The 21,890-nt window shown below is 62.6% G+C and carries 15 protein-coding genes and 1 pseudogene; 4 read left to right on the top strand and 12 right to left on the bottom strand.

Going from position 1 to position 21,890, the window contains the following annotated elements:
* Positions 1-389: 389 nt before the first annotated feature.
* Positions 390-1,877 (bottom strand): nucleobase:cation symporter-2 family protein, encoded by a 1,488-nt coding sequence (locus ACIGJE_RS26345; protein ID WP_311940302.1) that lies wholly within the window; start codon positions 1,875-1,877, stop codon positions 390-392.
* Between the two features lie 505 nt (positions 1,878-2,382).
* On the opposite strand from ACIGJE_RS26345, the gene ACIGJE_RS26340 reads away from it, so the two are divergent.
* Positions 2,383-3,219, top strand: coding sequence for a bifunctional allantoicase/(S)-ureidoglycine aminohydrolase (locus ACIGJE_RS26340; protein WP_367626327.1), 837 nt, complete (start codon positions 2,383-2,385; stop codon positions 3,217-3,219).
* Positions 3,216-3,707, top strand: coding sequence for an ureidoglycolate lyase (locus ACIGJE_RS26335; protein ID WP_483680835.1), 492 nt, complete (start codon positions 3,216-3,218; stop codon positions 3,705-3,707). The genes ACIGJE_RS26340 and ACIGJE_RS26335 overlap by 4 nt, the downstream gene beginning before the upstream one ends.
* 182 nt (positions 3,708-3,889) lie before the next feature.
* On the opposite strand, the gene ACIGJE_RS26330 is transcribed toward ACIGJE_RS26335, so the two are convergent.
* The 8 genes from ACIGJE_RS26330 to ACIGJE_RS26295 all read right to left on the bottom strand — a co-directional run bounded on the left by ACIGJE_RS26330 (position 3,890) and on the right by ACIGJE_RS26295 (position 15,476).
* Positions 3,890-6,073, bottom strand: coding sequence for an NADP-dependent malic enzyme (locus tag ACIGJE_RS26330; RefSeq protein WP_483680833.1), 2,184 nt, complete (start codon positions 6,071-6,073; stop codon positions 3,890-3,892).
* 188 nt (positions 6,074-6,261) lie between these two features.
* Complete coding sequence (gene lpdA, locus ACIGJE_RS26325) at positions 6,262-8,004, bottom strand: dihydrolipoyl dehydrogenase (protein ID WP_483680831.1); 1,743 nt, start codon at positions 8,002-8,004, stop codon at positions 6,262-6,264.
* A 34-nt stretch (positions 8,005-8,038) separates the two neighbouring features.
* Positions 8,039-9,304 (bottom strand): dihydrolipoyllysine-residue acetyltransferase, encoded by a 1,266-nt coding sequence (aceF, locus tag ACIGJE_RS26320; protein WP_415085406.1) that lies wholly within the window; start codon positions 9,302-9,304, stop codon positions 8,039-8,041.
* Positions 9,305-9,432: 128 nt separating this feature from the next.
* Positions 9,433-12,096, bottom strand: a complete 2,664-nt coding sequence (gene aceE, locus ACIGJE_RS26315) for a pyruvate dehydrogenase (acetyl-transferring), homodimeric type (RefSeq protein ID WP_311940292.1) — start codon at positions 12,094-12,096, stop codon at positions 9,433-9,435.
* A gap of 9 nt (positions 12,097-12,105) precedes the next feature.
* Complete coding sequence (locus ACIGJE_RS26310) at positions 12,106-12,504, bottom strand: NAD(P)-binding domain-containing protein (RefSeq protein ID WP_394314963.1); 399 nt, start codon at positions 12,502-12,504, stop codon at positions 12,106-12,108.
* 315 nt (positions 12,505-12,819) lie between these two features.
* Positions 12,820-13,173 (bottom strand): helix-turn-helix domain-containing protein, encoded by a 354-nt coding sequence (locus ACIGJE_RS26305; protein ID WP_415085404.1) that lies wholly within the window; start codon positions 13,171-13,173, stop codon positions 12,820-12,822.
* A gap of 193 nt (positions 13,174-13,366) precedes the next feature.
* Positions 13,367-14,245: a LysR family transcriptional regulator gene (locus ACIGJE_RS26300; RefSeq protein WP_415085425.1), complete on the bottom strand. Its 879-nt coding sequence runs from the start codon at positions 14,243-14,245 to the stop codon at positions 13,367-13,369.
* A gap of 337 nt (positions 14,246-14,582) precedes the next feature.
* Entirely contained in the window at positions 14,583-15,476 is an 894-nt protein-coding gene (locus tag ACIGJE_RS26295; RefSeq protein WP_415085402.1) for a LysR family transcriptional regulator, read from the bottom strand.
* A gap of 153 nt (positions 15,477-15,629) precedes the next feature.
* On the opposite strand from ACIGJE_RS26295, the gene ACIGJE_RS26290 reads away from it, so the two are divergent.
* Both ACIGJE_RS26290 and ACIGJE_RS26285 read left to right on the top strand, forming a co-directional pair.
* Positions 15,630-16,280 (top strand): hydrolase, encoded by a 651-nt coding sequence (locus tag ACIGJE_RS26290; protein WP_483680828.1) that lies wholly within the window; start codon positions 15,630-15,632, stop codon positions 16,278-16,280.
* A 202-nt stretch (positions 16,281-16,482) separates the two neighbouring features.
* Positions 16,483-17,451: a quinone oxidoreductase family protein gene (locus ACIGJE_RS26285; protein ID WP_483680826.1), complete on the top strand. Its 969-nt coding sequence runs from the start codon at positions 16,483-16,485 to the stop codon at positions 17,449-17,451.
* A 730-nt stretch (positions 17,452-18,181) separates the two neighbouring features.
* On the opposite strand, the gene ACIGJE_RS26280 is transcribed toward ACIGJE_RS26285, so the two are convergent.
* The 3 genes and pseudogenes from ACIGJE_RS26280 to ACIGJE_RS26270 form a co-directional block, all read right to left on the bottom strand.
* A complete protein-coding gene (locus ACIGJE_RS26280) occupies positions 18,182-19,384 on the bottom strand; it encodes a porin (protein WP_415085396.1) in 1,203 nt (400 codons plus the stop codon).
* Positions 19,385-20,558: 1,174 nt separating this feature from the next.
* Positions 20,559-20,768, bottom strand: a pseudogene (locus tag ACIGJE_RS26275) (aldehyde dehydrogenase (NADP(+))); the annotation flags it as partial.
* Between the two features lie 101 nt (positions 20,769-20,869).
* Complete coding sequence (locus ACIGJE_RS26270; RefSeq protein WP_311940278.1) at positions 20,870-21,865, bottom strand: ABC transporter permease; 996 nt, start codon at positions 21,863-21,865, stop codon at positions 20,870-20,872.
* Between the last annotated feature and the right edge of the window lie 25 nt (positions 21,866-21,890).

The following is a 21,890-nucleotide window of genomic DNA, read 5'->3' as shown; positions in this document are numbered from 1 at the left end:
GACGATGCGGCAACAATCAATTACAGCATCGTGATCGGGTCGGAGATCGGGCACGATGCTGTAAGTGGCCGATGATGTTGCTCCCAGGTTTTATCCAGCACTGAGTTTGCTCCGGAGGTTGGAAATCCAGGCTCGGGGGCGGTGCTGCCCACGCGGCAAGCGGCCCTTGATAGGAAACAGGGCCGCCCCGCACGCTCCCATCACCGCGTCCCGACGTGAGGGACCGATGATTGCCTCCGAGAAGGCGGCCTTGCCCCGTGCGTCCAGCGCATTTCGAGGCGGGCGCGAGACGGAACGGATTTCACGATGGGACTCCGTTCATCAAGCCGTTGCTACCGCGCCATCATCACCAACATGCCGGCGGGCATGCATAAACCCACGGCTCTCCCTCAATGGTGGCCCGGTCCCTCGACCTTCACCTCGCTGCCGTTGGCATCATAGAGCTTGCCGTTGAGGAAATAGTCGCCCTCATGCAGCATCGAGATGTCCTGGTAGCGCAGAGTGCGCTCCATGCCGGCGACGAACACCGATTGCTGGTCGGAATTGCCGGCCCTGAAATGGTTGAACACCAGGTTCAGCGTGATCGCCATCAGCGCGGCCGAGCTGATGCCGGAATGGAAGATGGTGACGAACCAGGACGGGAAGTGCTCGTAGAACTGGGGTGCGGCGATCGGGATCATGCCGAAGCCGATCGAGGTCGCCACGATGATGAGGTTCATGTTGTTGGTGTAGTCGACCTTGGAGAGCGAGCGGATGCCGCTGGCCGCCACGGTGCCGAACAGCACGATGCCGGCGCCGCCCAGCACCGCGGGCGGCACGGCGGCGATCACCCGCCCCATCACCGGCAGCAGGCCGAGCGTCACCAGGATGAGGCCGGCGGTGGCGACCACGAAGCGGCTCTTGATGCCGGTGACGGCGATCAGGCCGACATTCTGGGCAAAGGCGCTCTGGGTGAAGGAGCCGAAGATCGGTGCCAGGGTCGAGGAGAGCATGTCGGCGCGCAGGCCGTCGCCGAGGCGGCGCGAGTCGACCTTGGTGCCGATGATCTCGCCGACGGCCAGGATGTCGGCCGAGGTTTCCACCAGGGTGACGATGATGACGATGAACATCGAGACGACGGCGGCGATCTGGAAGGTCGGCCAGCCGAAATGGAACAGGCTGGGCAGGGCCGCGGTAGGGCCGCTGGCGACCTTGGAGAAATCGGTCATGCCGAAGGCCATGGCGATGGCGGTGCCGATCACCATGGCGAGCAGGATCGACAGGCGCGAGATCGCAGCGTTGCCGAGCTTGCTCAGGAGCAGCACGATGCCGAGCGTGGCACCGGCGAGCGCGATATTGGGCATGCTGCCGAAATCGGGGGCCTTGGGATTGCCGCCCATGGCCCAGCGTGCCGCCACCGGCATCAGGGTGAGGCCGATGGTGGTGATGACGATGCCGGTGACCAGGGGCGGGAAGAACTGGGTGATCTTGGAGAAGACCGGGGTGATCAGAAGCCCGAGCAGGGAGGCGGCCATGACCGCGCCGAGCACGGCCGGCAGGCCGCCGCCGGTGGGGCTGACGACGATGGCCACCATGGTGGCGACGCCGGCAAAGGAGACGCCCTGCACCAAAGGCAGGCGGCAGCCGAACAGGGGCAGGCCCAGGGTCTGCAGGATGGTGGCAAGGCCCCCCGCGAACAGCGAGGCAGTGATCAGCATGCCGACCTCCTCGGGCGCCAGCCCGGCCGCCTGGCCGACGATCAGCGGCACGGCAACGATGCCGCCATACATGGTCAGGACGTGCTGCAGGCCATAGGCCAGGTTGGCGCCGATGCCCAGATTCTCGTCTTCAGGGCGCTGCAAAGCTGGGGCAGCCGTGCCGATCGATGTGGAACTCAAGCCGGTTTCCTCCTTCACGCGTTCTTGTTTATCGGTCCGTCACCGACCCGAGGCGGGTCAGGACCGGGGCCCGCAGGGCCGGCTGTCCAGTGCCAGCCCTGCGTGGGCAAGAGATGCCGGCGTGTCGCGCCTCTTCATGGACGCCCATATGCCGGCAGACAGACGATCGGCTGCGACGACCCAGCCTCCCAACACCGGAATACGCTCGATGCTGTGGGTCGAGCCTGTTGATTTCTATTATGGTTACTCAGAATGCTTCATTGGGAAAGGGTTCGACTTCGCATGATCTTGCAGATTCCATATCGTGAAATTCGTCGGGATTTTGCAACGGACGACTCGCATTTGCCCGATATTCGGATTACGAACCATTGGTATGCGCTTGTTTACGCGTCCGCGATCAAGATGCTTCGAACGTAGTTCAAAGCATCATCGGCAGATATCGTTCCCAAGTAACGCAAATTCTGAAGTATAATAAATATCAACTAACGGGTCTAAGGATAGAATAATGACAGTCCGATCGTATTTTTCCCCGACTGGCGGGCTGCCTCCTCAAACTCAACTCCTGACAGGCCGTGCCGTATTCACGGAGGCCTATGCCGTCATCCCCAAAGGTGTCTATAGCGACATCGTGACGAGCTATCTGCCGCTTTGGGACAAGACTCGTTGCTGGGTGATCGCTCGCCCGCTCTCCGGCTTCTCCGAAACCTTTTCCCAATACATCGTGGAAGTCGCCCCGGGTGGCGGCAGCGACAAGCCGGAACTGGACGAGGGCGCACAGGGCGTGCTGTTCGTCGTCGAAGGCGAGCTGACGGTTACGCTCGACGGCAAGGCCCATACGATGACGCCGGGCGGCTACGCCTATATTCCCTGCGGCAGCGATTGGCGCGTGCGCAACCAGAGCGACAAGCTCGTCCGCTTCCATTGGGTCCGCAAGAGCTACGAGCACGTCGCCGGCATAGCAAAGCCCGAGCCGATCTTTGCCAATGAGCGCGACATTGCGCCCAGCCCGATGCCGGATACCGAGGGCCGCTGGGCGACCACGCGCTTCGTCGATCCCGAGGACATGCGCCATGACATGCATGTGACCATCGTGACGCTGGCGCCGGGCGCGGTCATTCCGTTCGCCGAGACCCACGTCATGGAGCACGGGCTCTATGTCCTGGAAGGCAAGGCAGTCTATCGGCTCAACCAGGACTGGGTCGAGGTCGAGGCCGGCGATTTCATGTGGCTGCGCGCCTTCTGCCCGCAGGCCTGCTATGCCGGCGGCCCCAGCAATTTCCGTTATTTGCTCTACAAGGACGTCAACCGCCACATGAAGCTCGGCGGGGAATTGCGGCGATGAGCATCCTTCTCGTCGAGCCCCTCACCCGCGAGGCCTTCGCGCCTTTCGGCGAGGTGATCGAGACCGACGGTGCCGCTCATTATCCGATCAATGGCGGGCGCTGCGAGCGTTACCACGCCCTCGCCCGGGCCGAAGCCAGGGGGCCGGGCGGCCATGTCATCATCAACATCTTCAAGGGCACGCCCTATGCCCTGCCCTTGACGCTTACGATGGTGGAACGTCATCCTTTCGGCAGCCAGGCCTTCTTCCCCCTGTCACCGCGCCCCTTCCTGGTGGTGGTCGCGCCGGATGAGGGCGGCCGACCGGGAACGCCCCGCGTCTTCCTGACCAGCCCGGGCCAGGGCGTGAACTATCCGGCCAATCTCTGGCATGGCGTGCTGACGCCGCTCGACGAGCCGCAGGATTTCCTCGTCGTCGACCGGGCGGGGGACGGCAACAATCTCGAGGAATTCCACTTCCCCGAGCCTTACGAGATCCGCCTGCCCTGATTGGTCTTTCGTGGATCGGCTGAATTCCAGGCCTCCCGCCGCTACCCGCGACGGGAGGCTTCGTTTTTGAAGGGGTGCGTCGTCCCTCACCCTTGCCCCTCTCCCCGCAAGGAGCGGGGCGAGGGGCAGCACAAACTCTGAAAAATCAAGAGAGTGAACGACTGCGATGACCGTGCGGCGCCCTACCCTGCCGCCGCCGCCAGCGTGGTCATGTTCACGATGCCGCGCACCGTCGTCGCCGGCGTGAGGATATGGGCGGGCTTGGCCGCGCCCAGCAGGATGGGGCCGACCGAGACGCCCTGCCCCGCAATCACCTTCAAGGCGTTGAAGGTGATGTTGGCCGCATCCCGGTTCGGCATGACCAGGAGGTTGGCAGCGTCCGTCAGCCGCGTGCCGGGCCGGACCCTGGCCAGGGCGGCACGGCTGAGAGCCGTATCGGCTTGCAATCCGCCCTCCACCTCCAGCTCCGGCGCGAGTTCCAGGATGCGCGCGAGCGCAGCGCGCATCTTGCGCACCGATGGATCGTCGCTGCCGTCGTCGTCGGCATGGGACAACAAGGCCGCGCGAGGCACCTGGCCGAAACGGCGCAATTCCATAGCCGCGAGCACCGTCATCTCGGCGATTTCGTCCGCCGAGGGATCGCGATGAATGAAGGGGTCGCAGACGAACACCGTGTGGCGCGGCAGCTGCAGCAGACCCATGGCGGCGAAGGCATGCGCATCCGCCCGCAGGCCGACGATCCTGCCGATCGGGCCAAGGTGATCGGCATAGGCGCCGGCCATGCCGCACAGCATGCCCTCGACCTCGCCTGCGGCCAGCAGCCGCGCTGCCGTCGAGGTGCCGCCCATGGCTGCATCGTCGCCGACCTCGACGACCTCGACATCCTTGCCGGGCCGGATGCGCAGGCCCAGTTCCTGCACGCGGCGGGCAATGACATCGGGTCGCCCGATCAGGACGGGCGAGGCGATACGCTCGTCGAGGGCGATCTGGGCTGCGCGCAGCACCCGATCGTCCTCGCCCTCGGCATAGGCGATGCGCTTGGCACCGGCCTCGACCGCCGCCGCGAACACCGGCTGCATCACCGTGCCGGACGTGTAGACGAAATGCTCGAGGGAACGCCGGTAGGCGTCGAAATCCTCGATCGGCCTGACCGCGACGCCGCTGGCGACGGCGGCCTCGGCTACCGCCGAGGCCACCTTGACGATCAGCCGCGGATCGAACGGCTTGGGAATGAGATAGTCCGGACCGAAGCTGAGATCATGGGTGCCATAGGCGGCGGCCACGACATCGGACTGTTCGACCCGCGCGAGTTCGGCAATGGCGCGGACGGCCGCCAGCTTCATCGCCTCGTTGATGGTGCGTGCGCCCACATCCAGCGCGCCCCGGAAAATGAAGGGGAAGCACAGGACGTTGTTGACCTGGTTGGGATAGTCCGACCGCCCGGTCGCCACGATGGCGTCCGGCCTCACCTCGCGGGCCAGTTCGGGCCGGATTTCGGGCTCGGGATTGGCGAGTGCCAGGATGAGCGGCCGCTCGGCCATGCCCGCCACCATTTCCGGCTTGAGGACACCCGCCATCGAGAGGCCGAGGAAGATGTCGGCGCCTTCCACGATGTCGGCGAGGGTGCGTGCCTGCGTCTCGCGGGCATAGCGGGCCTTGCTCTCGTCCATCGAGGCGGTGCGTCCCTTGTAGACGACGCCCTTGCTGTCGGTGACAAAGACGTTTTCCTTGCGCAGCCCCAGATGGACGAGCAGATCGAGGCAGGCGAGAGCCGCAGCCCCGGCGCCCGAGCAGACCAGCCTGGCGTCCTCGATCTTCTTTCCGACCACTTCCAGGCCGTTGAGGATCGCGGCGGCCGCGACGATGGCCGTGCCATGCTGGTCGTCATGGAAGACCGGAATCCCCATGCGCTCGCGCAGCTTCGTCTCGACGATGAAGCATTCGGGCGCCTTGATATCCTCCAGATTGATCCCGCCGAAGGTCGGTTCGAGGCTGGCAATGATGTCGACCAGCTTGTCGGGATCGGTTTCGTCGATCTCGATGTCGAACACGTCGATACCGGCGAACTTCTTGAACAGGCAGCCCTTGCCCTCCATCACCGGCTTGCCGGCGAGCGCCCCGATATTGCCGAGGCCGAGCACGGCCGTACCATTGGAGATGACGGCCACCAGATTGGCGCGCGCCGTCAGGCTGGAGGCTTCCTGCGGATCGTCCTTGATGGCGAGGCACGCCGCGGCGACGCCGGGCGAATAGGCCAAAGCGAGGTCGCGCTGTGTCGTCATGTCCTTGGTCGGCAGGACGGTGATTTTTCCGGCAATGGGATAGCGATGGTAATCCAGGGCAGCTTTGACCAGTTGCTCGTCCACGACGTCCTCCGATTGATTGAACTCGATGCGTTCGGCAGGAAGGGCCTTGCGGCCCGCTCCCGCCCTTGTCTTCAGGGCGCACTCCGCCGTTGACGCCCAAGCGGGCGCCTTTCAGGCGGGCCTTTGCGCGGGAACCGGGCCGTCAGGACATGGTCAGGACGCCCGGCTTGGCTTCAACTGCGATGGTCTCAGCGCTTCTTGGGCATGTAGAGGTCGGTAATCGTGCCTTCGAAGGCCTCCGCGGCCATCCCGATCGTTTCCGACAGGGTTGGATGGGGATGGATCGTCGCGCCGATATCGACCGTATCCGCCCCCATCTCGATGGCGAGCGCGGCCTCGGCGATGAGATCGCCCGCATTGGTGCCGACGATGCCGCAGCCGATGATGCGCTCCGAACCCTCCTCGAACAGCACCTTGGTCATGCCCTCGTCCCGTCCGAGCGAGAGGGCGCGGCCAGAGGCGGCCCAGGGGAAGACGCCCTTGCCATATTTGACGCCGCGCGCCTTGGCCTCGTTCTCGGTCAGGCCGACCCAGGCGACCTCGGGGTCGGTATAGGCCACCGAGGGGATCACCTTGGCGTCGAAGAAGGCCTTGTGTCCCGCCGCGTTCTCGGCCGCGACCTTGCCTTCATGCACGGCCTTGTGGGCGAGCATCGGCTGGCCGACCACATCGCCGATGGCGAAGATGTGCGGGACGTTGGTGCGCATCTGCTTGTCGACGGCAATGAAGCCACGCTCATCAACGGCGACGCCGGCATTTTCCGCTCCGATCAGGCGCCCGTTGGGGCGGCGGCCGACCGCGACCAGGATCTTGTCGAAGCGATCGGTCGCCGGGGCGCTGCCGCCCTCGAACGAGACGGTCAGCCCGTCCGGCCCGGCCTCGACCTTGGTGACCTTGGCCTTGAGATGGATCGCCTCGAATTGCTTGGAGACGCGCTTCATCAGCGGCGTGACGATGTCCTTGTCGGCGCCAGGGATGATCTGGTCCATCAGTTCGACGATGGTGACCTTGGATCCCAATGCCTGGTAGACCGTGGCCATTTCGAGCCCGATGATGCCGCCGCCGACGACGAGCAGGCGCTTGGGAACGTTATCAAGCGCCAGGGCACCGGTGGAATCGATCACCCGCGGATCGTCCTGCGGGATGAAGGGCAGCACCACCGGCTCCGAACCGGCTGCGATGATGGCATGCTCGAAGCTGACCGACTTGGTACCGTCCTCGCCTTGCACCTCGATACGGTCGGGCGCGGTGAAGCGGCCGGTGCCGGTGACGACGGTGACCTTGCGCTGCTTGGCGAGGCCGCCGAGGCCGCCCGTCAGCTTCCTGATCACGCTGTCCTTCCAGCCGCGCAGCTTGTCGATGTCGACCTCGGGCGCCGCGAAGGTAACACCGTGGGCTCCCATGTCCTGGCTTTCGGAAATCACCTTTGCGGCATGGAGCAGCGCCTTGGAGGGAATGCAGCCGACATTCAGGCAGACGCCGCCGAGCTGCGGCCAGCGCTCGATCAGCACCACCTGCTTGCCGAGGTCAGCGGCCCGGAATGCGGCCGTGTAGCCGCCGGGACCACCGCCCAGCACGACGACTTCGCCATGGATGTCGCCCTTGCCGCCGCTGGCGGGTTGGGCGGCGGGTGCGGGCGCTGCCGCCTTGGGCGCCTCGCTGGGAGCCGCCGCCGGGGCAGCAGCTGCCGCCGCGCCGGCCATCGTCACGATGACGTCGCCTTCGCTGACCTTGTCGCCGATCTTGACCGTGACCTCGGCGATCGTGCCCGCCGCCGGCGCGGGCACTTCCATCGTCGCCTTGTCGGATTCCAGCGAGACCAGGGGATCGTCGGCCTGGACCTGGTCGCCCGGCTTCACATGGATCTCGATAACGGGCACGCCCTTGAAGTCGCCGATATCGGGGACGCGGACTTGGTTTCCATTGCTCATTGTGTCTCTCCCGAGTGTTGCGAAATCCGGCCGGTCAGAGGATCAGCCGCCGAACATCCTCGAGCGAGGTGCACAAATGCCGGGCGAAGCGGGCCGCGAGCGCCCCGTCGATCACCCGGTGATCATAGGAAAGGGAAACCGGCAGCATCAGGCGCGGCTTGAACTCGGTGCCATCCCAGACCGGCGCCATCTTCGAGCGCACCACGCCCAGGATGGCCACCTCGGGCGCATTCACGATCGGGGTGAAGGCGGTGCCGCCGATCCCGCCCAGCGAGGAGATCGAGAAGGTGCCGCCGCTCATGTCGGCGGGACCGAGCTTGCCGTCGCGCGCCTTCTTGGAGATGTCGCCCATCTCCCTGCTGATCTCGTGGATGCCCTTGCGGTCGGCATCCTTGATCACTGGAACGACGAGGCCGTCGGGCGTGTCGACGGCGATGCCGATATTGTAGAACTTCTTGTAGATCAGGGCGTCCTTTTCCGGCGAGAGCGAGGCGTTGAATTCCGGGAAGGCACGCAGGGCCGAAACCGAGGCCTTGATCAGGAAGGCGAGCAGGGTGACGCGGAAGCCCTTCTCCTTGGCTGCGGCATCCAGCTCCTTGCGGTAGGCCTCGATGTCGGTGATGTCAGCCTCGTCATTGTGGGTGACGTGAGGCACGTTGAGCCAGGCCCGGTGCAGATGGGGGCCGGAGAGCCGCTTGATGCGAGAGAGCGGCTTGGTCTCGATCGGGCCGAACTTGGAGAAATCGACGGCGGGAATTTCGGGAATGCCCGCACCCGCCGCAGCCGGTGCCGAAGCGGCCGGAGCCGGTCCCTTGAGGAAGGCGCGCACATCCTCGAGGGTGATGCGCCCTTTCTCGCCGGTGCCCTTGAGCTGGTTGAGGTCCACCGAGAGCTCGCGCGCCAGGCGGCGCACCGACGGGCTGGCATGCACGCCGGAGAAATCGGCGATGGCGCCGCGGGTGGGTGCGGGAGCGGACGCCGTAGCCGCCGCTGCGGGCGCAGGCGCAGCGGCCGGGGCCGGCTCCTGCTGTTCGACGAGGGACGGCGGCTGGGCCATGCCGCCTTCCCCGGCCTGGACCACGACCAGAGGCGCGCCCTCGCTGACCTTGTCGCCGAGCTTGACCAGGATCTGCTCGACGATGCCGGCTGCGGTCGAGGGGACCTCCATGGTCGCCTTGTCGGATTCGAGCGACACCAGCGGGTCGTCGACATTCACCTTGTCGCCCACATTGACGAGGATTTCGATGACAGGGACGTCCTTGAAGTCGCCGATATCTGGAACTTTGATCTCGGTGGGCACGGGAGTTCCTCCTGAAGACGGTTGGCACGTTTGGGCTGATGGCGCGTGATGGATCGGCAAAATGGTGTGCGGTGCGCCGGGACCTGACGGCCACCTGTGCGGCTGCCAGGTCCCGGGGCGCGACCGGTTCAGACGGTGGCGGGATTGGCCTTGGACGGATCGAGCCCATATTTGCGGATGGCCTCGGCGACGAGCGCCGGCTTCACCGCCCCCTCCTCGGCCAGGCTCTTGAGCGCGGCGACTGCGACCCAGTGCCGGTCGACCTCGAAGAAATGCCGCAGGCGGCGGCGATAATCCGAGCGGCCGAAGCCGTCCGTACCCAGGACGCGGTAGCGGCCCGGTACCCAGGTGCGGATCTGGTCGGCGTAAAGGCGCATATAGTCGGTGGCGGCGATCACCGGGCCCTGCCGGCCTCCCAGACAGGTCTCGACATAGCTCTTCCTCGGCGCCGCCTCGGGATTGAGCAGGTTCCAGCGCTCGACCGCGACGGCCTCGCGGCGCAGCTCGGTGAAGCTCGGGCAGCTCCAGATGTCGGCTTCGACGCCGAAATCGGCGGCAAGCAGCTCGGCCGCAGCAATGACCTCCCGCAGGATCGTGCCCGAGCCCAGGAGCTGGACGCGCAGGGTCGTCTGCTTCTGAGCCTGCCTGAACAGGTACATCCCCTTGACGATGCCCTCCTCGGCGCCGGCAGGCATGGCCGGGTGCTCGTAGTTCTCGTTCATCACGGTGAGGTAGTAGAAGACGTCTTCCTGCTCGGCATACATGCGCCGCAAGCCGTCCTGGACGATGACGGCGACCTCATAGGCGAATGTCGGATCATAGGAGAGGCAGTTGGGGATCGTGCCCGAGATCAGGTGCGAATGGCCGTCCTCATGCTGCAGGCCCTCGCCGTTCAGCGTGGTGCGCCCGGCGGTGCCGCCCACCAGGAAGCCGCGGGCCCGCATGTCGCCGGCCGCCCAGGCCAGGTCCCCGATGCGCTGGAAGCCGAACATCGAGTAATAGATGTAGAAGGGGATCATCGGCGCGTCCGAGGTCGAATAGGACGTTGCGGCCGCGATCCACGACGACATCGCACCGGCCTCGTTGATGCCCTCCTGCAGGAGCTGGCCCGATTTGTCCTCCTTGTAGAACATCAGCTGATTGGCATCCTCGGGCCGGTAGAGCTGGCCGACCTGGCTGAAGATGCCGAATTGCCGGAACATGCCCTCCATGCCGAAGGTGCGGCTCTCGTCTGGCACGATGGGCACGACGCGCTTGCCGATCTGCTTGTCGCGCAGCAGCGTGTTGAGCACGCGCACGAAGGCCATGGTGGTCGAGATCTCGCGGCCTTCGGTGGATTTGAGCTGTGCATCGAAGGCCGAGAGCGGCGGCACTTCCAGCGCCGTCGATTTTGCCCGGCGCGAGGGCAGCGAACCGCCGAGCGCGGCGCGGCGCTGGCTGAGATAGGCAAGCTCCTTGCTGCCCTCCTCGAAGCGGATGAAGGGGATCTCGGCGAGCTTCTCGTCGGTGATCTCGGTGAGGCCGAAACGGTCGCGGAACTCCTTGAGGGAATGCTCGCCCATCTTCTTTTGCTGATGGGTGATGTTCTGGCCTTCACCCGCCTCGCCCATGCCATAGCCCTTGACGGTCTTGGCCAGGATCAGCGTCGGCTGGCCCTTGTGCTCGCTGGCAGCCTTGTAGGCGGCATAGACCTTGAGGGGGTCGTGGCCGCCGCGCACCAGCGCCCAGATCTGCTCGTCCGTCCAGTCCTTGACCATGGCGGCGGTTTCCGGCGACTTGCCGAAGAAATGCTCGCGGACATAGGCGCCGTTCTTGGACTTGTAGTCCTGATATTCGCCGTCGACCGTCTCGCTCATGATCTTGAGCAGGGCGCCGCTGCTATCCCGGGCGAGAAGATCGTCCCAGCCCGAGCCCCAGATCACCTTGATCACGTTCCAGCCGGCGCCCTTGAACTGGGCCTCCAGCTCCTGGATCACCTTGCCGTTGCCGCGCACCGGCCCGTCGAGGCGCTGCAGGTTGCAGTTGATGACGAAGATGAGGTTGTCGAGTTTTTCGCGCGCGGCGAGGGAGATGGCGCCGGTCGATTCCGGTTCGTCCATCTCGCCGTCGCCGAGGAAGGCCCAGACCTTGCGCGGAGCGGTGTCGGCAAAGCCGCGATTATGGAGATATTTCAGGAAGCGCGCCTGATAGATCGCCATCAGCGGCCCCAGCCCCATGGAGACCGTGGGGAACTGCCAGTAGTCGGGCATCAGCCAGGGGTGGGGATAGGACGACAGCCCCTTGCCGTCGACCTCCTGGCGGAAGGCAAGCAGCTGCTCCTCGCTGAGGCGCCCCTCCACGAAGGAGCGGGCATAGATGCCGGGCGAGACATGGCCCTGCACATAGATGAGGTCGCCGCCGTGATCCTTGGTCGGCGCGTGCCAGAAATGCATGTAGCCGGTGTCGTAGAGCAGCGCCGACGACTGGAAGCTGGCGATATGGCCGCCGAGCTCGGACGAGGTCTTGTTGGCGCGCAGCACGATCGCCATCGCGTTCCAGCGGATGATCGAGCGAATGTGGTGCTCGATGGCCCGGTCACCGGGATGGGCGGGCTGCTTGTCGGCCGGGATGGTGTTGAGATAGGGCGTGTTGGCCGAATAGGGCACCGGTGTCCCGCGTCGGCGGGCGCCTGCCATGACCTGGTCGAGCAGAAAATGGGCTCGGTCCGGGCCCTCGACCTCGATGACGCCGTCAAGCGACTCGAGCCACTCTCGGGTTTCGGCCGGATTGGTGTCCTTAATCTCGTCGCTCATGCGCGATCCCTACTGTCTGGATAAGCCGATAGGCGGGAAGTGTCGGAAACTCGGGAAACTCTGAAGGCAGGCAGGGCTGTTCGAACAATCTGATCGCAGCGGGATTTGTCCGCTCCGGTAGGCATCGGAGTCGATTTTTTCGCGCGGCTGCTGCGTTTCTTTCCGGACGCAAGCCGACACGAAAGCCTCGGTGACCAGTCGACCATCTTCCGAGATTGCGAGCGATGAAATCGAACTCATGTCGGCAACGATCTTACCGGCGATCCGGCTCGGCGCCACGATGAAAACGATGCCGGCCTTCTCGGCCAGCTCACAGCCAGCAGCGCCAAGCTCGACCAGGCGTTGGGGAACCTTCCTGCCGGTACTCCGATGAAGCTCGTGCCCGCCCTCGATCAGATGGCCCGCCATGGGCGCTCCCATGATCCCAGTCCAATGACGTCCAGCTTCATGACACCACCCTCCTTGCTTCGGCTCGCGGGATTCCCCCGATCAAACCCGCCCCGCCTCAACCGTTCGGGGCAGAAGGCCTGTGAATGGCCTTGCCGAACTTCCGCGAGCGAACCGCATCAGAAGCACCATCGTGCAAGGAAGCGACTGCTTGCCAGCAAGTTAGAGCACAAAAGCCAATGATTGGCCGGGTGTTTTCACATCGTGGAATGCAGAAGTATCGCTCCACGCAACCCTCGATCATATCAGCGCGCGACGTCAGGCAGGCGGCCAGCATCATTGCGCAAGAAAGGCGACGCCGACCAGATGAGCACCATGACCGACCAGCCAGCGCGATGCTTCCGGCTTGAACTGCACGAAACCCTCACTTTGCAGCGTCGTCAGCAGACGATGGGCGGTCGAGGGCGCCAAATTCGTGCCTCGAACAATTTCGCGCAGCGTCATGCCATGGGGATCCTGCGCGATGCATTTGAGGATCGACACGGCTCGGAGGACCGCCTGCACGCAACCATGGCCAGCTGAGATCTCATAGCCGCCGTTCAAGAGCGCAGGCGTTCCCCGTCCCGCGTCACCGTTTTCGTGGCCGCCGAGTTCCCACAGGCGCTGCGCCGTCCCAGCGATCGAGTCCACTGCGACCTCCCCTGATTTCCCGAGATGCAGGCGCGTTATGTCGAGAGAATATTTATACGTCCAATATATCCTTCGGATAGAATTATACTCCGAACGTATTTATCGACATGTTATCTGGAATCCCGATGCCGCTCTTGCACGCCGGACGGAGGGCCGAACAAGGAGCCGAACCGACCCGGGTAATGGCCTGTCGTCACTGCCGGAAGTAGTCGCGCGTTTCGATCAGGAAGCGATCGACAGCGGCACTGCGGTCGTCACGATAGAGCATCATGACATCGGCAACCGGCGCAGGCTCGACGAGGCGCCTGTAGATGATACCCGGGCGCGCCAATTCCCGTACCGCCTCCGGCACAAGCGCAATGCCAAGGCCCGCTGCGACCAAGCTCAGCAAGGAATGGGACTCGACCACTTGCTGGGAAATATTGGGAGCAAAGCCCGCTTCGACACAGCAATCCCTGAGATATCGCGCAAATCGGGAATCTTTCAGGCGCAGGAACACGAATTTTTCGTCCCGCAAGTCGGCAAGTGCGATTTCGCCATTGCCCGCCAGTGGATGCGATTGGGGCAAGGCAAGGCCAACCTTTTCGGGCCAGGCAAGCTCCGTCACAAGGGCGGGATCGCCCGTTGGTCCGCGCAGAAAGCTGATATCGATCTTGCGGGCATGGAGCGCGAGCTCCTGCTCGAGCGGCGGCATTTCCTGGATACGCACGAGGACATGGGGCATGCCCGCCTGGAACCGAGCAATCAATCCCGCAAGAGGTCCGAGAAGCACGGAACCTGTCGTAGCAAGGTCAAGCTCTCCGACCTGGCCACGGCCAATGGCATAGGTTTTCTCCACGGCCTCGTCGACCTGCGCGAGAATGGCCCCAGCATAGTTGCGAAAAGCCACGCCGGCCGCCGTCAGTTCCACGCGTCGCTTGTTGCGGACGAAGAGTTGCGTCTTCAGTTCATATTCCAGGTCCTGGATCTGTGTGCTCAGAGGCGGTTGGGAGACACCTAGGCGCGTGGCAGCGGCTGTGAAGCTGAGCTCTTCGGCGACTGCCACAAAGTAACGCAAATGACGCAATTCCACAGATGTCCCCATGTGTGAGACGACGCATCGCAACCCTGCCAGACTACGTGGGTTGGGATTGTCGTGCAATTTCGTCAAAAGCTATCCGCAGGTACCGGACGATGTGAATAGGGTTTCCGACTCACTTTTGATGAAGTTGAGGCGGCGATCGGAGTCGGTTTCACGAATTGCAACCGGTTGCAGGGGGGCTCCCCGATTTGAACCTGCGCTCGTAAAATCCTGATTCTATTGAGTAGGGATCCGCAGCCAGGTCTCATGCCGTGGCGCACGACAATGACCGAAACCGCGACGTCCCTCGACATCGTACGATAGGAGCGGTTGGCCGAACCATCGGGACCTAACCGTCAAGGCCCCAAAGATCGGGGTTGCGTTTGAAATACTCGATCAGCATCTGCGTGAGCACCCGTACTTTCCGCGTGGGATACTGCCCCGGCGGGCGGACGACATAGGCGGCGCCCGGAGGTACCGGATAGCGTGTCATGATCGGAACCAGAGCGCCGGACGCCACATATTCATATGTGATGCAATCGGGGAGCCAGGCGATGCCGAGACCTGCCGCTGCCGCGGCGGCAAGTGCTATGGCGCTGTCGGCCTTGAACCTGCCTTGCGGCTGAACCGTGACGATCTTGTCGCCATCCATGAACTGCCAGGCCTCGGTTCCCTGCATGAGGGCCTGATGGGCGACGAGCTCGCCCGGAGTCTCGGGTGATCCATGCATCTCGATATAATCCGGGCTTGCGACAAGCTTTCCATGGATCGGCCCGACACGCTTCGCGATCAGGTTGGAGTCCTGAAGGTAGGCGCCCCGGATCGCGCAATCGAAACCCTCTGCGATGAGATCGACGAAGCGATCGCTGTAGGAAGTATGGATCTGAAGCTTCGGGTGCAGGCGCGCCATTTCCGCGAGCACAGGAGCGAAATGGGTGGCGCCGAAAGTAAGCGGCATGGCAACCCTCAGGCCGCCGCGCAACTCACCGGTGGGGAGGATCGCCTCCCTGGCCGTATCGATTTCAGCGCTGGCTCTGGCCGCATGGTCTCTGAACGTGGTTCCCGCTTCCGTGAGTGCCGCGCCGCGGGTCGTTCGTGCAAGAAGCTGGACGCCAAGCTCCGCCTCAACCCGGAAGAGCCGCCGGCTGACGATCGACTTGGAGACGCCGAGCCGGCGCGCGGCCGCCGATACGCCCCCTGCATCGGCCACTGCGACGAATGTCCGTAGATCTTCGATGTCCAACTCGGCGTTCCTCATTTCGCGACACGGCGTGGCGGACTATGGCACTACCGCATCACGAAGAGGAACGGCAAATTGCGGCCGGCAAACATCGCCCGCCGGCGCATGTCTCCCGCAAAACCAATGCCGCACAAAGCGGCAGCAAAGGACGCAATAATGACCTTTCGTAACGGCCTTGACTCGCTTCTTCGGCCCGAAGATTCAGTCCTCGTTCTGATCGACCACCAGCCGTACCAGCTCGCGAACCTGAACAGCCACGATCCTCACATGGTGGTCAACAATTCGACGGCTCTGGCCAAGGCAGCCAAGGCCTTTGGCGTTCCTACCATCCTAACGAGTGTGATCGCAGACCGGGGCGGTGTCATCTTCCCCCAGATCACCGACGTCTTCCCCGGCCAGGAAGTGATCGACAGGACGTTCATCAACACCTGGGAAGACCGGCAGGTAGTCGACGCCGTCAAGGCCACTGGCCGCAAGCAGTTGATCATCGCGGGCTTGTGGACCGAGGTCTGCGTTGCGATGCCGACGATCCAGGCGCTCGGCGAAGGCTGGGACGTGACAGTTGTCACTGATGCGTCCGGCGGCACTTCGGTCGAGGCCCACGAGGTCGCTATCCAGCGCATGGTCATGGCCGGTGCGAATATGATGACCTGGCTGGCAGTGGCTTCGGAATGGCAGCGCGACTGGGCCCGTACAGAGCATGCCGCGGAGCTTTCGGAGGTGCTGGTACAGCATGCTGCCGGCAGCGGCATTGGCTTCCTCTGGGAGCAGCAACTGCTCAAAACGCCTGTGCCGAGCAAAGGCTGATCCGGAGCCGGGATGGCGAGTTTCGCTTCGAATCCAGAGCGATCCGTATCTGGAGCCTCGCCACTCCCACCTCGCAGGGAAGCCTTGTGACGTCAGCGATGAATGCTATGCCCGGATGCTCGCTCCGGCGAGCGGAGGCATGGATCGATGCGGCTTATGCGCCAACCACCCGCCAAGCGGGCTGTGGAGCAGCGAGGGAACCATGAAAGCAGCCATCTATGACCACCCCGGCCCGCCCGACGTCCTTCGCTATGCGGATGTGCCCGATCCGGTTTGTCCAAGCGATGGCGTCCTGATCCGCGTCGAAGCCGCCGCTATCGAGGGCGGCGACCTGATCAATCGCGCATCCACGCCTCCACCCCACCCGGCCTTCGTCGTCGGCTACGCCGCCGCCGGCGAAATTATCGCGATCGGGGAAGACGTGAAGAATCGCAAGGTGGGCCAAAAGGTGACGAGCTTCGACCTCGCCGGATCGCATGCGGAGCTGCGTGCCGTTGTCGCCAGCCGGACCTGGCCTGTGCCGGAGGGACTCGATGTGGCCGCTGCCGCAGCCCTGCCTATCGCATTCGGGACCGCTCATCACTGCCTCTTCGCGCGGGGCGGTTTGAAGCGTGGCGAGACTGTCCTCGTCCAGGCAGGCGCCGGCGGCGTCGGGCTTGCCGCCATCCAGCTCGCCCATCTGGCAGGCGCGACCGTGCTTGCAACGGTCTCCGGGCTCGAGAGGGCCGAACGCCTTGTCGAGCTCGGCCTCGATCATGCGATCGATCATCGCTCGGCCGACGTCGTCGATACGGTCATGCGTCTGACACAAGGTCGTGGCGTGGATCTCGTCCTGGACCCGGTGGGAGCCACCCTGCAAGGTTCCCTGGCGGCGCTCCGGCCCGAAGGGCGTCTGATATTCGTGGGTAACGCCGGCGGTTCGCAACTCAGTATTGATCTATGGTCAGCACTACAGGCGAACCAATCGCTTTTCGGCGTCTTCATGGGAACGCAATTGGAAAAGCCGGATGTCTACCTCACAGTTTCCAGGATGCTGGAGTTGGCAACAACGGGGGATCTCAAGGTGATCGTGGACAGGACGTTTCCACTTGCAGCCGCCCCTGAGGCCCACACCTATGCCGAAGGCTATTCCATTCTCGGGCGCGTTGTGATCGTCCCGGCCAGGCGATAAGCTTCGCGGATCGGGTGAAAACGCAGGCGCCTTATGGCGAACAGTGCCGGAGTGCTGCACCTTTCATCGCCTCCTTCCCACCCCAGCTGAACATATCGACGACCTATATCGCGACGCGAAATGGCCACCGCTTCGCGGACGACGCAGTATGTCCGTACTGCACTTGATAAGGCCGACAATACCGTCAATTCAGACGCCTTCGGACCCGCTGGCAGGCCAGCGACAAGGATCTCTTTTTCCACTTGCGATGGTCTTTTGGTCGGTCCCTAGCGCTTGGCCAGTGCCCTTGAGCTCGCTTGACCAGTCCATATCGCTCGACGGACCGTCTCGTTTCGAGCGAAAGGATGCTCCATCAAAACCTGGGATCAAACATCCAAGGCCGATCGACGATGACAAACATGCGCCATCACATTTCGGTACTGAGCAATAGTCCGCATGTTTCACGGTTGCGCGTTCCTATAACAAAAAATGGCCCGGACAAAGCCGGGCCATTTCGAAAGGAAAGTTTGGAAGTCAGATATGATTTTCTGGTCTCGCGAACCAGAACCCCATTGATACACAAATTGTTCCGTTACGCCAGAACTCAATCAACGTTTAGATCATTAAATGACTCACATAACTCGTAGCGTCATGAATGAACACGACCATTCATCACGGAGAATCATCTAGTATAGACGCAAAGAAGGCCCAATTTACATTGGGCCTTCAATCAGAACCTAGCTAACTAGACTCAGAAAGTCCGCTTGAGGCGAACACCGCCCTGCAAGACATTGTACTTGCTGCGGCCGCTCAATTCGCCATCGTCGATGACGCCATTGTCCAACTTGCCGTGGGTCCAGGCCACTTCACCGGCAACGGTCAGGCCCTTGACGATCGTGTAGGTCAGGTTACCTGCGATCGTGTATTCCTTCAGGCCGTATTGGCCGTTGCCCAGATAGCGGTCATACTGCGTATCGATGTAAGAACCGACGAGGTTGGCACCCAGAACCGGGGTGATATTGCCGCCGAGTTCCGCCGTGATCGACCAGCCCTTGCCACGGTCAATTCGACCACGGCTGTTCACGAAGGAATCGGAGTTTGCAATCCAAGTGGCGCCTGCGCCCAGATAGTCGAGCGCACCATCCGCATACTGACCTTCAACGATGAAGTGACCATTGTCGATCGCAGGGATCTTGATCAAGCCGGTGGCACCGACGGCATAGCCGTACTTGTTGCTGCGACGAACGATCACCTCATTGCCGTCATCGTCCTCGTAGTTCGTTCCCGAACGAGACTGATGACCAGCCGCCTGAACGGCGATGGAGCCCCAGGATTGATCCCAACGCAACTGGGCGACGACATCGGGAACCTGCTGACCACCTTCACGGTAACCATAGAGCGTCCCGTTGATATCAACCGGCGTACTCGTCCCGCCGACGCGATGATCGCGGCCGTCTTCGATCGACAGCGTGGCGCTGAAGCCACCGCCGAACTGAGCGGTGTAGGCGATCAAGTTGACTGTGTTCTGCTCTGCATAATACGGCGCCCAGATGGTGTCGCCATACTCGTTGTCGTAGAAGCCGAAGAAGGAATGGGCGTAACCAGCGGTCAGACCACCGAACTGGATGAAGGCCTTGTCGATGGTGAAACGGTTGTCGTTATAGATGCCGCCGCGGCCCTGATTGCTGATCGGATGCGAGTCGGCATTGATCTGAAAATAGGAACGCAGCAGACCCCAGTCGGTCTCCGTACGGGCATCGAACCAGATGCGGGCCTGGGTGTTGAAGGCCGAACGATCGTCGTTGCGGCTGAAACCATTACCGGCAAAAGCGCGATAATCGGCGCGAATTTCGCCGCCGATCTTCAGGCAGGTATCGGTGCCGGGAATATAGAAAAAGCCCGGACCGAAGGCCGTGCAGACCTTCACATATTCGACGGCTTCACCCTTGGTCATGGGCAGATCAGCGGCCTGAGCGGCACCGATTATAGCGAGTCCGGCAGATGCGCCGAGGAGAAGAGACCTTATGGTCATTTGATGACCTCCGAGATAGTGCGATTTCTGATTAGAAGCGCTTTGCAGCACTTCAATCGATTGCGAGACCGTGAGCGCGTTTTTGCGCCCCCGAAAAGATTCCAAAGAACCATTCCTTAAGGTGATCGCACTTTGGGTCTCGAGACAACAAAATATGGCAATTTATCGTCACTATGGCGAATTTTAACAACTTCATGTTGCAGATTTGGCACATCATTTTTGAGACTCGAAAAATCGAATAATTACAATAAATTATGAAGCATTTCTGGAAATTATTCTGATTTTTATGAGAATATACTGTCAAACCGGGCTGAGGCCCAGAAGTCCCCCCACTTCCATCAAAGGGTGTTGATGTTTTCGCACCGGCGTTCGATCGTTCGGCGATCCCGCTCTGTGTGCGCCTGAACCCGGCCTGCAATCCGAGCCTTCGCGATCTGGAAAAGGGGGATGATCGCACGAGCTTCCATATCGATCTTTCCACCCTGTATCGGCACCCCCCCCTCACCTTTCGCCTCGACGGCGCGAAGAGCGCGACCCTGAATCCCACCTCGCAAGCCATTGCCGGGGCATTCGAATTCATATGAATAGGAATTCTGATGAGAGAAGGCCTCCTAGGCAGTCAGCCTAAAGCAAAGCCACTTGCGGGCACGCCGCGATGGGGCGGGCAAAATCGATCCGCTTGTGCTGGCCTCCCGACGGCCGCTCCGCTGGCCACCGGCCCCAGGCCAATCCGTTTCAAGGCCTCGAGCGCCGCCGCTGCCTTACGGGTATGTCCCGCACCAGGCCCGCCACCACTACATTCTCTATCGCCGTCAGCTTCCCGAACCGGAAGTCATTTTCGCTCACCGCGATCCGTGTCGCCAAAACTGCCGGGCTGACGGGCCACAAGAAACGCAAGATGGCGCTCGATGCGATCCAGGCGTTCCAGGATCGCCAGGGACTCGTCTTTACCGATCTGTTTGTCGACGGCATCAAGAGAACCTTGGGAGCCGTGGGTCACTTCAGCCACCGAATCCGAATGCTCGCGATCAGGCATTGCGTTTCCTCGTATCGTTTCTTCAAAGGAAGGTTGAACTGTTGAACGAGATCTCCAGACGAGGTCCAACGGCATGATGTCGCGCCAGACATTCTGATGGCAGACCGGTCTGAGAAAGCGGCGGATCGACATCGCGCCGACCGAGATGGTCCCGAAATTCGTGCTGGCCGGATAAGGCCGGCCATGCACCATCGCGTCCGTAGCGTCGACCCCGGTCGGATAGCCGTTCATCAACAAGCGGCCTGCCTGGCGTTCCAGTGTCCGCAAGAGGCTCGTTTTCGAAGGTGGCCTCCGCGGCTATCCCTTCGCCTGCGATCAGGCGTCTGCCATGTGGGACAAAGGTCATGGTGCTCGCTCGTGATCGCGCAATGTCAGCCGAAATAACGGACGCGGAAGGCATCGATAGCCACGGCGATGAAGATCATCACGCCGCCGATCATGCCCACATAGAAGGAGGGAACGTTGATGATGGCGAGGCCCACCTGGATGACGGTCAGCAGCAGGACGCCGCCCAGCACGCCACGCACATTGCCGCGTCCGCCGAAGACGCTGACGCCGCCGATGATCGGCGCCGCGATCGCATAGAGCAGATAGCTCGATCCCTGGTTCGAGGTGATCGCCATCTGCCATGATGCCAGCAAGAACCCGGCTAGGCCTGCTAGGAACCCCGACATCGTGTAGGTGATGACCTTGACACGGCCGACCCGAATTCCCGCCGAATTCGAGGCGACAGGATTGCCGCCAACCGCATAGATCGAACGCCCCAGCACCGTGCGGTGCAGGACGACGGCGATCACGACCAGCGCCATTACAAACACGACCGGCATGATTGGCCAGCCGCCCACCATGGCCTGCCCGATCCAGACATACCCGTCCGACATGTTGGTCAGCGTCTTGCCTTGTGTCAGCGCGAGCAGGGCCCCTTGCAGGATGATCATCATCGACAAGGTCTCGATCAGCGACACCATTTTCAGGCGCGTGATGCAGATGCCATTGAAAAAACCGATCAGGGTGGCGACCGCCAGGCCCATCAGCGCGGCGATCAGCCATGGCATTCCGAGATCGGAATAGGCAAGAGCCCCCACGGCCGCCGAAAAGCCCGCATTGGCGGGAATGGACAGGTCGATCTCCGCCACCAGAAGCGGCAGGGCCACGGCAAGCCCGAGCATTCCCAGGACGGTTGCCTGCACCATCACGTTCTGAAGATTCATGACGGTCAGGAAGTAGTCGTTGAACGCACCGAAAATGGCGACCAGCGCGATCAGCCAGATCCAGACGATATTGTGGAGGACCCACCCCAGAATTGCGTCACGGTTCAACTTGGCGGCAGGCGGAGTGACCGTACCATTGACAGTTGCCTTGCTCATACCAAACTCTCCTGTTCTCCGGACG

Source organism: Labrys sp. E2SS-1L (assembly GCF_057073705.1).
The sequence above is the reverse complement of the archived record's forward strand: the minus strand, read 5'-3'. Positions and strand labels throughout refer to the sequence as shown.